A 13,896-nucleotide genomic window follows, 5' to 3' on the forward strand; every position below is an offset into this window, starting at 1 on the left:
ACAAGTTATTAGTTCTATGGACAAATGTTTAACAACGGAGCTACTGATAAGAAGACAGAAAGACGACAAGAATAAAGGCAATAATTAGTCAACTTGTCAACTGTGAACTAAGTCAACCGAGAGAAATATTAGGTGGTTATTGCGGCGGGGTCCCACCTCTTCCCATTCCGAACAGAGAAGTTAAGCCCGTTTGCGCCGATGGTACTGCAATGCAATGCGGGAGAGTAGGTGGCCGCCTTCTTTTACGAGAGCCTTGAAGAGAAATCTTCAAGGCTCTTTTTTGTTGTTGGTTGATTATTGATAGGTGTTGATGTTGTGTTGTGAGTGATGTTTATGGGCTAATGAGGCTAATAAAAGCAATGAGCCTTATATGGCTAATGAGCCTAATAGTGTAAGGCTGATAGGGCTTATGGGCCTTAGGGTTGATAGGGCTTATGGGCCTTAGGGTTGATAGGGCTTATGGGCCAAATAGTGTTGGACTGATAAGACTAATGGGCCTAATAGCGTTGGGCTGATAAGGCTAATGGGCCTAATAGCGTTGGGCTAATAAGACTGATGGGCCTAATAGAACAGGAGCTGATTGGGCTGAGGGGGCTAATAGTGTAAGGCTGATAAGGCTAATGGGCCTAATAGCGTTGGGCTGATAAGGCTAATGGGCCTAATAGCGTTGGGCTGATAAGGCTAATGGAGCTAATAGTGATAGGCTGATATGGCTAATGGGCCTAATAGCGTAGGGCTGATAGGGCTAATGGGGCTAATAGAATATGGCTAATGGGCCTAATGGTGTTGGGTTGATAGGACTAATGGGCCTAATAGCGTAGGGCTGATAAGACTAATGAGTCTAATAGCGTAGGGCAGATAGGGCTAATGAAACTAATAACTAATAGGGCTGATAGTATTGGGTAATGAGGATTATAAGTCTAATGTTATATGGCAGATAAGATTAATGGGATTATTAGGGTAACCACTGAATTATTATGAGACGCATTGGTATATATTAATGTATTATAATGTATAATAGATTATATCACCAAAGTCCCTTTAGAATGGCTACAGGTTAGATTTACAGAAGTTTTTTGATGGGTAATTAGTTTTATTTAGTAAGTTATTAGGAGATGTCCTAAATATTTTCTCTAACATATTAAGAGGCACAAAAGGATGTTATTTATTGCGCTTTGGGTGACAGTGGTTAAGGTACGGCTGGCATGTAGAGGAGGTGATTTAGAGGGGACATAGTGAGGTAATTAGAGTGGAGCAAGAGTTGGTAGAATGGAGGTAGAGAGGATTTAGAGAGGTATTTAGAGTGAAACTAGAGTTGGTATAATGGATTTAGAGAGGACTTTAGAGTAGAGTAAGAGTGGGTAGAATGGAGTTAGAGAGGTATTTAGAGTGAAACTTTAGTGGGTAGAATGGATTTAGAGAGGACTCCAGAGTGTATTTAGAGGGAGCTTTAGAGTTGATTAAGAGGGGACTCTAGAGTGGATAGAGGAAATTTAGAGAGGATTTTAAGAGGTATTTGGAAGAAATTGGAAGGTTCTGATGGGAGTTAGAGAGAAGACGGCTATTAATCGTTTATTGTAATAGTTGAGAATCAAGTATATGGGGTGTTTGCTTGGTGGAAGGGCTGAATTATAATGGGTCAACATCAAAGTAAACTTGGAGAGCACCATATCTTTTATCCTTTAGAAGTTCGTGTATGGTATTATGGAGAGATTGGCGGACACGGGCATAATCGATGCCTATCTCCAGTTTAAGCATGATTTTTCTTATACTTAAAGTTTTGACACGTGCCACAGCAGGTTTGTCAGGACCGAGGATACGGTCACCGAAAACCTCATGTAATCTACTACCAAGTTCCAAACCAGCAGTATTTACTATATTCTCGTCTCTGTGTTTTAAATAGACATAGATGAGTCGATAGAACGGAGGATAATGAAAATCACGCCTCTCGACAAGCAAATCGTTGTAGAACGACTGATAATCATTATGTACGACTTGCTGAATAATGGGCAAGTCGGGGCTCTTTGTTTGCAGAATAACTAATCCCTGTTTCCCTTTCCTACCCGCACGTCCACTCACCTGGCTCATCATCATAAATGATTGTTCGTATGCTCGAAAGTCAGGGAAGTTCAACATCGAGTCTGCATTAAGGATACCTACGACCGAAACCTTATCAAAGTCAAGCCCCTTCGTAATCATCTGTGTGCCTATCAGAAGGTTACTTTTACCAGCAGAAAAATCGTTAATCAGACGCTCGTAAGCATTACGTGTGCGTGTAGTATCAAGATCCATTCGTGCAATGCGAGCCTCAGGAAAAATGAAGCTTATCTCGTCTTCAATCTTCTCCGTACCATACCCACGTCCTCGTATGTCTTCACTTTCACAACAAGGGCATACATCCGGCACCTTCATTGTGTATCCACAATAGTGACAAGACAGGTAGTTCATATTCTTGTGGTGCGTCAGAGACACATCACAATTCGGACATTTCGGTACCCAACCACACTGTCTACACTCCACCATCGGTGCAAACCCTCGTCGGTTTTGGAACAAGATAGCCTGTTCACCACGTCCCAAAGCTTCACGAACAGCAGAGAGTAGGCGAGGAGAAAAAGCCCCTTTCATTATCTTACGGCGGTATAGATCTTTTATATCTACGATTTCTATTTTCGGCAACTGTATGTCCTTATATCGTCGAGTCAGTTCCACAAGTCCATATTTCCCTTGTTTTGCGTTGTAATAGCTTTCCATTGAAGGCGTAGCCGTCCCTAAGAGCGTTTTCTCCTCAGGATACATCTGTCCCAAGACAATAGCGGCCGAGCGAGCATGATAACGTGGAGCAGGGTCCTGTTGCTTGTAACTTTGGTCGTGTTCTTCGTCGATAATAATCAATCCAAGTCGATGAAATGGGAGAAAAATGGCACTTCTCGCACCCAAGATAACACTATATGGATTATCAGATAACTGTTTTTGCCATATTTCAACACGTTCCGCATCGCTGTATTTACTATGATAAATACCCAACTGATCGCCAAATACAGCCTTCAGACGTTCTGTAATCTGTATTGTAAGAGCAATTTCAGGCAGTAGATATAACACCTGCTTCTTCTCATTGATAGCCTTTTGAATAAGGTGAATATAGATTTCAGTCTTTCCCGAAGACGTCACTCCATGCAGTAAAGTCACTCTATGCCCCATCATCTGTATGAGAATCTGATTGTAAGCCTCGGTCTGTGCTTCGTTTAGAGGCTTCATGTTCTCAGGACGGGAAGGACTACCATGATTTAATCGGCCAACCTCTTTCTCGTAGGTGACAAGGATTTTCCTATCTAATAATGCACGAATGATACCGATAGAAGCGTGGGTGACGTTCATCAATTCCTCTCTTGTCACCTCACGAAACTCTGTTTGGGGCGAAATTTGGTCCATTTCATCGACACCAGCCAGCTGTAGATAAGCCATAAGAACATCCACTTGCTTGGTTGCACGCTTCATAGAGTCAATCACAAGTGTAAGTGTACGTTCATTGCGAAAGTTATCTGCCAGTCGGATATAAAGTTCTGTTCGTGGTCGATAGCCATCTTGTTCCTTCAAACCCGATGGCAAAGCAGCCTTATAGACATCCCCGATAGGTGACATATAATAGTCTGCAATCCAATACCAAAGCCTCAGCTGCTGTGGAAGGAGCACCGGAGTAGCGTCTAATACCTCAAGAATGTCTTTATAAACAATCTTCTTTTCGCCATTCCCTATTCCCTTTTCAGCTGCAGGGGGAGTAATAGGATACTCAGCAACAATACCTACATATCGCTTACTCTTGCCTAATGGGACAATAACACGCACACCGACCTGCACCTTAGGAGCCAGTGCATCTGGTATCGTATAGGTGAACAATCCATCTAAAGGTAAGGGTAATATGATATTTGCGTATGTCATTAGCTTATTTTCTATCCAATATTCTGTTTATGTTATCCAAGAGAATGTGAAAAGCAGGGTGCATCATTGCTCCATGGTCGTGTCCTCCAAGTTCATACAGATAGCTCTCTTCGTGTCCACAGAGTTTCAACATCCGCCATAGATAAGCATTTTCCTCATAACGACCGAACAGTTCCATGTTTCGATCTCCGGTGATTAAGACCATTGGCGGAACCAAGTTACGGACCCAATAGAGTGGTGCATATTCATCAACAAGCGGTTGAAGTGCATCCCTTCCATGCATTTTTCGATAAGAAAAGTGGGAGATAGCCTGCCCACTAAAGGGTATCAAGCCACGAATACTATCAGCATCAACCCCATACTTACCCAACAGTGCCTTGTCCAAACCAACCATCATCGTCAGATATCCACCAGCAGAATGGCCAGTCACGAATATCTTTCGACAGTCTCCGTTGTATTCTTTCGCATGACGAAAAGTCCAAGCTACGGCCTCGGCGGCATCATCCAAGCAGCTGTCAATCGTCACATTTGGTAGCAGTCGATAATTGACACCAATAACGACCAAGCCCTTCTTCTTCAGTTCGACGGGTATTCCCTTATGCCCAGAAGTTAGTCCACCACCATGAAACCAGACTATAACCGGACAATTCTTCAACGTTTGTGGGTAATAGACATCAACTTTTAGACGTTCGCGAGCGTAAGAATCCGTCTTTACCGAGTAAGGAAGGTCATTCACTGTCATGTAATTTACATCAGAAGAGTTTTTCTGCGCCATTAATACCAATGATTGAGTAAGTAACAACACTGCGACGATTAAGAAGAACTTTATTCTATTCAGCATCATTCTATCAAGTATTTTAAGTCGGTCTGAATACAAATGTACAAAGAAAAAAGAAAGAACGATAACTTTATAGGACAATAATATAAAAAACAATATCATGTGATTTCGGTTAGCTAAGGTCACCTTGCGTCTCAACAAGTTTACGTTTAGGGAGAGATATGAGGAGAACACACACTTAATCGTCTATTGAATTGACAGACGAATAGCAAGATTTTAACTCATGAACTCTATCTTCTCGTGTGAAGCAATACTTCATCTATGCTATGTGCATTAATCCCTCTATATTTCAAAACTGTTAGTTTGGTTATGAAAAATCATTACATCGTAGCAGTATGTATTCCCTCAATATATGCGTATGATGTTTCTTAAAGTTGAGCTCGTAACATTCAGTAAACCAACCTGTTATACATGGCATTAAAGAAGACGCCCTTCTTGCTTCAAAAAGGGCGTCTTCAATATCCAAGAAAGGCATGTTCTCGACCGTAGAGAGGCGTTTTCTTACCTCTTATTCGGCCTCATTTTGCATGGAGAGAAGAATAGTTAATGAAATATCTTTACATTGTCTGTTAGAAAGTTCGTCGTCTTCTCCCCTTCTTATAAGTGCATCCTCACCAATCTGAGAATACTGTTCTCACTGGTGAGGATACTCGTTTTGTATCTGTCGGACAGTTCCCTCTGTGCGTATTTGAGACGAGTAATGCTGACGTCTTTCGTTTTAGAAGAAATAAGCCACCCCCACCTGCCATGAGCTATTACGACTATCCTTCTTCTTAAAGGCCGATGTAGCAGCATTGGTAGCCGTCTTCCAGGTAGCATGACCAGTCTTTCCGCAAGCGATATTATAGTTGGCACTCACCTGCAGGTGCTTAAATGCAGTAACACCAAAGCCAAGATTAATACTGAAATTACTATTCTTTAAGGCGTAGGTACTACTCATGTTCCATTGATACTCTTTCTCTCCAATGTTGAAAGCGACTTGCGGACCACCAAAGAAGAATACACTTGCCATGCTGCCTAAGCCGATAGAGTATCGTGCATTCACTGGTATTGCAATCTGCTGTTGCTTAACAGTCTGCGTCATCGTGGCATAATCGAGTTTAGCAGAACGATAGTCGTATAGGACAGAAGCATCCATACCTAAGCCAACAACGGGTAGTGTGAATTTTACCGTTGGTCCAATGAACCAGCCAGCTTGGTTAGTTTTGTCAAAGACATCACTATCAAAGTAGAAATCACTTACATTCAATCCTGCTTTCACACCAAATTTCAATGGTTCGTCAGCCTGAATAGGGGTGGAGAAGATAAATGATAGGGCTAAGAAAGCCAATGAGATAATTTTCTTCATAACCTTAAGTGTTAATGATAAAGAACTAAGTTCACTCCTCATCATGCAAAGTTTATATGCTTACACATCTGAGAGAGGACCCGAAATAGTACTACTATTCGAGCATCTTTATACATAAACCCTATCAGAAAGAGTATTATTGCCCAATTAGAATTAATTAAGGTTGGTTCTATAAAATTCCTTTAATGATGTTTTAAGTATAACTCATTAAAGGCAGATTCCATCGAGGAATTTATAGAACCAACCTTAAGAAAAATTATTAATGACGCTCGCGTCGAACGGTGACACGTGCTGGTGAAGCGGCAGCACTACCATTAGAAGAAGGGCGGCGAGAGCGTCTAACGCTGCTTGTAGACGGACTTGTGCGGCGTGAACGGCCCAATTTTCGTGGTGCATTCTCACCCTCCTTGGCAGCAGCAATACTGTCAAGGCTATCACGTCGAGCAGGGTCACCATAGATGTTCTTCTCAAATTCAACCAATTCACGCTCTATCTTCTTCTGTTCAGCAGCCATCGCAGAGTCATTAGGGCAGTATTGTGCGAGTGTTCTACCCAGCATATTGGTTGTCTTGTAAATCTTTCCTTTATAGAGGTTCATCGTGAAATAATCGTCAACACTCATTGTTGCAGCGTTATTCAGATTACTTGTCATAATCGTTTGCTTAGCAAGGAAAGGAGCCAAGTCATCGTAACGAACCCAGAATAATGGGTATTTAACCTCCCCATCACCGAAGTCATCTTCACGATACATAATCGGACAGAGGGCAACAACCTTACGATGGAAGGTAGCTGTACCTTGGTCATAATAAGCACTCTCTTTGAGGTAGTAGCCCTTAACCTCACCTGATGGAATGTCGCTATTATCAAGTCGAATACCGTGGTCGGTGCGTTCGTAGAAGATATGATAGTTATCGAGGAACTGCAAAGGTTTGATACGTGCAGAGTCAGTAAATATCTCATTGCCATCCATTCGGTAGTTATATGCCGCAATACCACCACGGTTAGGGCCACTCATCATCAACTTGAAGATGTAAGTAAAGAGATTCATTTGCGAGCCAACAGGTTCTGTAGGATAGTACAAACCCGCATTTGCATCCTCGGTAAGTTTGAGTTCACGATAGATATCACGTCTCCAAACAACGTCCTCTTGCATAGGAGCCGTTGTAGGGAAGGATATCTGCGCACGTGTTGTAATGGTGTTAGCAGGCGATTGACGCTGTTGTTGATTACGACGTGCAGCAGGCTGTGCACTTACAGAGAGTGCCAAACACGCTGTGCAGACTATGAGAAATATCTTTTTCATTGTTGTTTTGTTTGTTCTTTACTAAAAGCGAGGGGCAGACATAGCATGTGATGAGCCGTTATAGCAGCAGTGTTATCTAATAACTCGTCTACTTGTCAACTCGTCAACTCGTCAACTACTACCTCACAATAACCTCCATATTTCTGCCATTGAGCGTTCGAGTGGTACCATCTGGCCCATGAACGACAACATTAGTGATGTAGAAACGCTTGTTACGACTCAACTGTCGGAACTGTTCCTTCTGTTGTGCAGAGAACGAAGCACCGTTACTTGCTAATGGAACAGCGTTACCCATGTTGTCAAAGAAGACTACACGGAAGCTGGTTACATTGAAAGGAATGTCAAGCAGACCATCATCAATAGCGGCTTGGATGCCTGGCGCTGACATAAGGGCAGCCTTAGAGAGGGCTCCACTCTTAAATCTATCTGCACCCATAGCTATATATGGCGATGGATCCGGCAATTTTCTAACTCGGAACTTATAATCTCCAATCTTCCTACCCTTGGCAGAAACGGCTATCGTCACTGGTTGACCTACGGTTGAAGGACGTGCAATAAAATGACCGCCACCCCTTGCGACGAGTGTTCCTCCCGACATCGTTGCCTGTACATCACTCTGAGATGTGTTCGGAATACTGATGGTGATGGGGTTATCAAAGCCCGCATAGAGAACATTCATGAGGTCGGCTGCGATCGTGGCCATGCCATCGAATGGAGGAACCTTCTGCATTCCTTGTGGACTGATATACTCTTTAGGTTGCGGACCACCCGTTACCCAGTAGTCTTGTGAGAAGGTTCTACGCAATACATTACCGGTCAGGTCTTTAATAAGGATGTATCCGCTTAATGTATGCTTACCTGGTGCACCTGCCTTGACGGTAATCTGATTACCCTTGATAAGTTGTCCGTTGACATAGACCTGTGGTTGTTGTGTAGAGTCAACAGCCCCCATAAACATCTGTGCCGTCATGGTCTCGCCAGGATAAAGGCGTGTCTGACTTGGAACAACGAAAGCCTGTAGCTTGTTGACACGTAGGTCTTTCAAGCCGACATTGGCCACTAAGGTGTGTAAAAACCTCTCCCTCAGCATAGCGAACATCGCTCTGTAGTTTCGAGAGGAGCGTTACGGCCGCTGCAACAGGCATGTTCTCGAACATATACTCCTCCCAATTCTTCCCCATGGAATGCTTTGGAACCTCCGTAGAGAGGTTACTTGCGATGATTCTCTTTTGTCGTGGGTCTGTTACGAACTGTAGGATACGTGCTCGATAGTTGTTGATAGCTTCGTAGAGCTTGTGCCCCTGTCCGTTAGCAGGGTTCAGCATGATATAGCTGGCAGCCTCAATATTGTCTTTCCCTTCTATTTTCAAGGGGTCACCTTTCTCACCATCAGCTTCACGAACGATGGCTACTTTCAGTGCTTGTGCATAATTATAGAGAGAGTCACTCATCTCTCTAACCGTTGATGCCATCACAAACCACTGTTTAACCTTTTGTGGGTTCTTGCGCATCATTTGGTCTATTTCGCCAAAGATAGCCTCGTTCTCCTTGGATGAATTTCCCGTTGTGCGATTAAGGCTCTCCTCGACAACGGAGAAGCCATTGAGTACCTCGGTGGAGATATTTAATGCCAACATAGCCATGAGGACGATATACATGAGGTTAATCATCTTCTGGCGAGGGGAAATCTTTCTCTTTTTAATAGCCATTAATTCTATTATTTGCAGTGAGAAGAGGGCTATAAAGCATTCTCTTCCCTACCATAATACATCGTTATAAGCTCTCAGAATTGGTCTGTTGAGCAGTCGCAGCCGGTGCTGCCACCCGCATATTGACCGTCATAGCTTCAATCATTCGGGCATAGATACTATTGAGTTGCTCAATTTGTTGAGCCATCTTACGGGTCTGCTCATTAATTTGGTCGATTGTACCAATCTGTTGGCTCGCACCCTTTAGTTGCATCTCATAAACCTTTGCAATACCCGTAAGCGTACGATTAAGGTTCTCCATCTCTTCGCTATCACGTGTCAGACGCTGGCTCTGGTCGTTCACCTTGCCTAACATCTCCGTCAGACTCTGCAGTGCAGAGACGTAGTTCGTCTGTGCCTCAACCATCTCAGGCGTCTGTTGTTGTGCGTCTGCGATAGCCTTACTCTGCTGGCCAACAACGGCAGCAGCGATGTCGCTGGCAGAAGGCATAGCCTGTTGAACACTCTGTGCAAGGTTCTCTGTGGCACTGTGTTGTACCTGTTTTGCAGCAGTAGGGCGTTCCACAGCACTCTCCTTATCCTCAAGATACTCCTCGGTGACGTGTGTTGGGAGGTCACGACCATCGTCTGTCTTATCGAAAGGACGGTCGAAAGCAGATAGGAAGAACACGATAACCTCAGTGCCCATGCCGAAATAGAGCATAATATTAGCTCCTGGGAGGTGAGTAAGTTTGAATAAAGCTCCGAGAATAACCACCGAAGCACCCCAGCTATAGCCATAGTTGAGGAATGTTTGTCCTGGAACGCTATCCATCCACTTCTGTAGATGGTAAACAAAGTTGTATTTGCTGTACTGTGTCATTTATCTTCTCTTTTTCTTACTGCTTTTCTTATTCTCTTTAGCGGCCTCACTTGATGAGCTTGCAAGGCTACGAACACAACGGAAACCGATGTAGCTTCGAGGTTGGTTCTGGTATTCCCAAGTACGCCAAGCACTACGGATATAGCTCTCTGGGTCTTTCCAACTACCACCACGAACACTCTTCTTTTTCAGGCGATAAGGGTCTTCTTTGGCTGCTTTATAGTCTAACTGCGGGTTGAGATCATTCATTGCGTCGACACCAGCCTCTGTATAGATAGTACTTGTCCACTCGGCAACGTTGCCTGCCATATCATATAGTCCATTAGAGTTTGCACCATAGATACCCACCTTACTCGTAATCAAGTTGCCGTCTTTAGTGTAGTTTCCGCGGTCTGGCTTAAAGTTAGCATAGAAGCAACCATTACCGTTCTTCACGTTTTGATTGTCCCAAGGGAATTCGTCTTGGTTCTTTCCTCGAGCCGCATACTCCCATTCAGCCTCTGAAGGAAGGCGATAGCGCTGTACGTACCGAGCCTCTTTACCGAGCCCCTTAAGCAAGTATTCTGTTCGCCAAGCACAGAAGGCATTGGCCTGTTCCCACGTTACGCCGACAACAGGATAGTTGTTATAAGTAGGGTTACTAAAGTAGTTTCGGAGATAGATCTCATTGTCTGAGTTGCGGAAATCGTTCACCCAGCAAGTCGTATCAGGGTAGATATTGACAATATAGGTGTTGAGGAAATCCCAAGGACCCGTCAATGGGCGATTGATAGTCTCGTTATGTATAGCGCCATTCTCGTCGATGTATGCCGTATCCTTTGATATCATCACCACCTCATTAGGGTCGACAGTGATGTCAGTATTCAAGTTACGCTCTTGTGGATTTAGGCGGTTACGACGCAAGGCAGCAGCCGTGTAGTCGTATATCTCATAACGATAATTCAGTTGACGTGCGTCGATACTCTTCTCGCCAGTGACAGGGTTCGTCACATAAAGGCTCTCAAACGCACGTTGCTCATCCTCGTTCGGCTTACGTGGGAGACGTTTGTTCCAGTCAAGATGAGGTGTGACGGGGTCGCCATTCTTATCTTCTGTAATCATATAAGTCTCATCACCACCGTATGCAGGGTCGGCTAAGCGTGTACGAATAATTGAATCACGAACCCACTCAACGAACTGTTTATACTCGGAGTTGGTCACCTCTGTCTCGTCCATCCAGAACCCATCAACAGAGATATCCTTAACAGGAGTCTTCTTACCCCATAGGGAGTCCTGCTTTTCCAAACCCATTCTCAACCAGCCACGCTTGACAAGTGTCATGCCGTAAGGTGCTGGTTCGCGGAAAGGACGCCCTCCACCAACGCCAGTAACCTCACCGCCACGACCAGACGAAGCGGTTGACTTACCAGCGAAACAGCCTGTCAATGTTCCCAAGACGAGTGCACCAAGACAAATGGCAACTATACTTTTCTTCATTTTCATTATATCTTTCTATAGAAATCTTACGCTTTTATGTTTGTTCCTGCCTTTCTTCTGCAGGTTGATATCAGTTTGATAGCTGACGAATAGTCCATGACTACCATTCTTGAAGGCTGCTGTCCCTGTGTACATCTCATAGCTATAGCCCAGGTTGATACCATGGAAAGTACCGCCAATCATGGCTTTCACTGAGTTTGTTGGACTATAAGATACACCTCCATATAGCACTTTCTTCTCATGCGTGTAGACCAGTCGAGCCGTGATGTCAGCCCGATAGTTCACACCATCATACCGTGCCAAGACCGAAGTCGGTATTGTTAGAAACGGATTTCGTAGTTTAATATTGTATCCACCCGTTAAATAATATGTTCGATTTATCTGTAGTTCATTGGTCTCACCGAGTTCTACTAAGGGCGCATTGAGGTGCTGTACGGATGCACCAACATACCAATTCTTACGCATATAATAAACTCCAGCTCCCAAGTCAAGGCTGTGCCCACTGACTTCTCCCTGTGTTAAAGCTGGGTCGCTTGCCTCTTCTGGGTCTAACTTAGAGCCATCTAACTTCTCAAAAAGCATTCCTACCTGAACACCAGCAGCTAACATTCCCCCAAAAAGGTCCTTGCGAAAGGCGTATTGTCCTGCCACTCGCTGATGCACAAAAGCACCTAACTTATCGTTAAGTATCGAGAGTCCCACTCCATGATATTGTTTCATGAAATAGATGGGCATGTCAGCTCCTACGTAGAAAGTGTTTGGGTTGTGTTCATAACCAGCAAAGTCGAGCGCGTATGCACCCACAACATTCAGCTTATTATCCTTTCCTACAGTCGCAGGGTTGAACGATGGCTCCATCGCCCAGTAGTGACTATAAGACGGATCATACTGTGCCTTGACAGAGATAGCTGTCAGGCAGACAAGTGAAAATATGAATATGAAACGTTTAAACACGTTTTTATAACGCATCACAGGTTGGTTTATTGCCTTCTAAGCTATAAATATTAAGGCTGATTGATAAAGACGTAAACGTATCTCTTTGCTGTGGAAGAATAAACATACGTGTGTTTTTCTATCTTCTTAATTGTATGAAGGAGTACATAGAGAAGTGTTGTTTGTAATTATATTTCATAGGTACGGTTTATGTCAACGCCCTTTTTGCTTCAAGAAGAGGCCTAACTATGTTCAAGAACATGCCCTTCTTGCATGTTGAAGACGCCCTTCTTCACCCTTATTAAGCCCCTTCTAAAATAGAGTTTACAACCGTTTGATAACAAGAAGGTTATAAAGAGGAAAATAGCGGGAATGGGTCAATAAATAACTAAGTATAATAGTGGCTGTTTTGTAATGATATTTTTTATCTCAACAGCGTAAGTCTTCTCTTTAATAGTGCTTGTGTTCTAAACGAATAAAGGCCAATAACACCTTTTCTATATATAGCACAGGGGGCATATACATCTTAGTTGGAGAAGTAATCTCGGCCTTTGCAGGCCATAACCTACAACAAAAAAGAGCTTGTACCAGTGTGATACAAACTCTTTCCTATTGTTTAATATTCGTCTTCATTCCACAAGAAATCGTCCTTTGAAGGGTAGTCAGGCCATATATCTTCGATACTATCGTAGACATCTCCTTCATCTTCAATCTCTTGAAGATTCTCAAGAACCTCAAGTGGTGCACCTGATCGCATTGCATAGTCAATCAGTTCATCTTTTGTTGCAGGCCATGGAGCATCTTCCAGCTTAGAGGCCAATTCCAGTGTCCAATACATATTCTTATTCTTTTACATATTTCTTAGTGCGTGCAAAAGTAACATTTATTTTCTTATCTGCAAGTATTTTCCCATGTTTTTTCGCCTGTTCTACTATTATTGTTCAAATATCGTGACAAAATGAAGAGGTAGTCTGATAATCTGTTGACAAACTCTAAGATTTCTGCCGGATATTTTGTCATCTGGGAAAGAGTGACAATCCGACGCTCTGCACGGCGACAGACTGTGCGGCAAACATGGCTTTGTGCTGCCGAGAGGGTCCCTCCTGGTAGTATAAAGTGATGATGTGTAGGGAGTTGTGAAGCCATTAGGTCTATGTCGCCTTCTATCTTCTTAATCATTTCCTTTGTACTAACAATCGTCTTGACCTTGCATTCGGTATAGGCGAGTTCCGTCCCAATCACGAACAATTCTGCCTGTATCTCTTCTAATCGTTCCGTGAGTTTGTTATCATGGGCAAGGTTCTTTTCTGGCGTGTCTGACTGTAGCATGGCGATGAGTAACCCAATGTTTGCGTTGAGTTCGTCTAATGTTCCGTATGCTTCTATGCGCATATCGTCTTTCGGCAATCTACTGCCGTCGCACAAGGAAGTCTTGCCATTATCGCCAGTCTTTGTGTATATCTTCATGACAGTATTACATTTATAACGTTT

9 protein-coding genes, 1 rRNA gene and 1 pseudogene are annotated in these 13,896 nt (G+C 43.5%); 1 reads left to right on the forward strand and 10 read right to left on the reverse strand.

Annotation, left to right across the window (positions count from 1 at the left end):
• Positions 1-128 precede the first annotated feature (128 nt).
• Positions 129-241: ribosomal RNA gene (gene rrf / locus HMPREF0666_RS10470) — 5S ribosomal RNA — on the forward strand.
• 1,388 nt (positions 242-1,629) lie between these two features.
• Here the strand turns inward: rrf and priA are convergent.
• The 10 genes and pseudogenes from priA to HMPREF0666_RS10520 form a co-directional block, all read right to left on the reverse strand.
• Entirely contained in the window at positions 1,630-3,936 is a 2,307-nt protein-coding gene (priA, locus tag HMPREF0666_RS10475; protein ID WP_009012345.1) for a primosomal protein N', read from the reverse strand.
• 4 nt (positions 3,937-3,940) lie between these two features.
• Positions 3,941-4,780 (reverse strand): alpha/beta hydrolase, encoded by an 840-nt coding sequence (locus HMPREF0666_RS10480; protein ID WP_009012346.1) that lies wholly within the window; start codon positions 4,778-4,780, stop codon positions 3,941-3,943.
• A 712-nt stretch (positions 4,781-5,492) separates the two neighbouring features.
• Complete coding sequence (locus tag HMPREF0666_RS10485; RefSeq protein WP_009012347.1) at positions 5,493-6,122, reverse strand: porin family protein; 630 nt, start codon at positions 6,120-6,122, stop codon at positions 5,493-5,495.
• 259 nt (positions 6,123-6,381) lie between these two features.
• Positions 6,382-7,425, reverse strand: coding sequence for a gliding motility protein GldN (gene gldN / locus HMPREF0666_RS10490; protein ID WP_009012348.1), 1,044 nt, complete (start codon positions 7,423-7,425; stop codon positions 6,382-6,384).
• A gap of 118 nt (positions 7,426-7,543) precedes the next feature.
• Positions 7,544-9,134 (reverse strand): annotated as a pseudogene (gene gldM, locus HMPREF0666_RS10495) (gliding motility protein GldM).
• Positions 9,135-9,198: 64 nt separating this feature from the next.
• Entirely contained in the window at positions 9,199-9,996 is a 798-nt protein-coding gene (gene gldL, locus HMPREF0666_RS10500; protein ID WP_009012351.1) for a gliding motility protein GldL, read from the reverse strand.
• Positions 9,997-11,478, reverse strand: a complete 1,482-nt coding sequence (locus tag HMPREF0666_RS10505) for an SUMF1/EgtB/PvdO family nonheme iron enzyme (RefSeq protein WP_042856286.1) — start codon at positions 11,476-11,478, stop codon at positions 9,997-9,999.
• A 9-nt stretch (positions 11,479-11,487) separates the two neighbouring features.
• Complete coding sequence (locus HMPREF0666_RS10510) at positions 11,488-12,441, reverse strand: type IX secretion system membrane protein PorP/SprF (RefSeq protein WP_009012353.1); 954 nt, start codon at positions 12,439-12,441, stop codon at positions 11,488-11,490.
• Positions 12,442-13,021: 580 nt separating this feature from the next.
• Entirely contained in the window at positions 13,022-13,243 is a 222-nt protein-coding gene (locus HMPREF0666_RS10515; RefSeq protein WP_004337463.1) for a DUF2795 domain-containing protein, read from the reverse strand.
• A gap of 53 nt (positions 13,244-13,296) precedes the next feature.
• Positions 13,297-13,872 carry a cob(I)yrinic acid a,c-diamide adenosyltransferase gene (locus HMPREF0666_RS10520; RefSeq protein ID WP_009012354.1) on the reverse strand — a complete coding sequence of 192 codons (576 nt, stop codon included), beginning with the start codon at positions 13,870-13,872 and terminating at the stop codon, positions 13,297-13,299.
• Between the last annotated feature and the right edge of the window lie 24 nt (positions 13,873-13,896).

It is taken from the genome of Prevotella sp. C561, from assembly GCF_000224595.1.
Taxonomy (GTDB): Bacteria; Bacteroidota; Bacteroidia; order Bacteroidales; family Bacteroidaceae; genus Prevotella; species Prevotella jejuni.

Bases quoted from the DNA above. Each gene is read 5' to 3' on its own strand.
- HMPREF0666_RS10505 (WP_042856286.1), bottom strand. From the start codon at position 11,478: ATGAAAATGAAGAAAAGTATAGTTGCCATTTGTCTTGGTGCACTCGTC.
- gldL (WP_009012351.1), bottom strand. From the start codon at position 9,996: ATGACACAGTACAGCAAATACAACTTTGTTTACCATCTACAGAAGTGG.
- HMPREF0666_RS10515 (WP_004337463.1), bottom strand. From the start codon at position 13,243: ATGTATTGGACACTGGAATTGGCCTCTAAGCTGGAAGATGCTCCATGG.
- priA (WP_009012345.1), bottom strand. From the start codon at position 3,936: ATGACATACGCAAATATCATATTACCCTTACCTTTAGATGGATTGTTC.
- HMPREF0666_RS10485 (WP_009012347.1), bottom strand. From the start codon at position 6,122: ATGAAGAAAATTATCTCATTGGCTTTCTTAGCCCTATCATTTATCTTC.
- HMPREF0666_RS10510 (WP_009012353.1), bottom strand. From the start codon at position 12,441: ATGCGTTATAAAAACGTGTTTAAACGTTTCATATTCATATTTTCACTT.
- HMPREF0666_RS10480 (WP_009012346.1), bottom strand. From the start codon at position 4,780: ATGATGCTGAATAGAATAAAGTTCTTCTTAATCGTCGCAGTGTTGTTA.
- HMPREF0666_RS10520 (WP_009012354.1), bottom strand. From the start codon at position 13,872: ATGAAGATATACACAAAGACTGGCGATAATGGCAAGACTTCCTTGTGC.
- gldN (WP_009012348.1), bottom strand. From the start codon at position 7,425: ATGAAAAAGATATTTCTCATAGTCTGCACAGCGTGTTTGGCACTCTCT.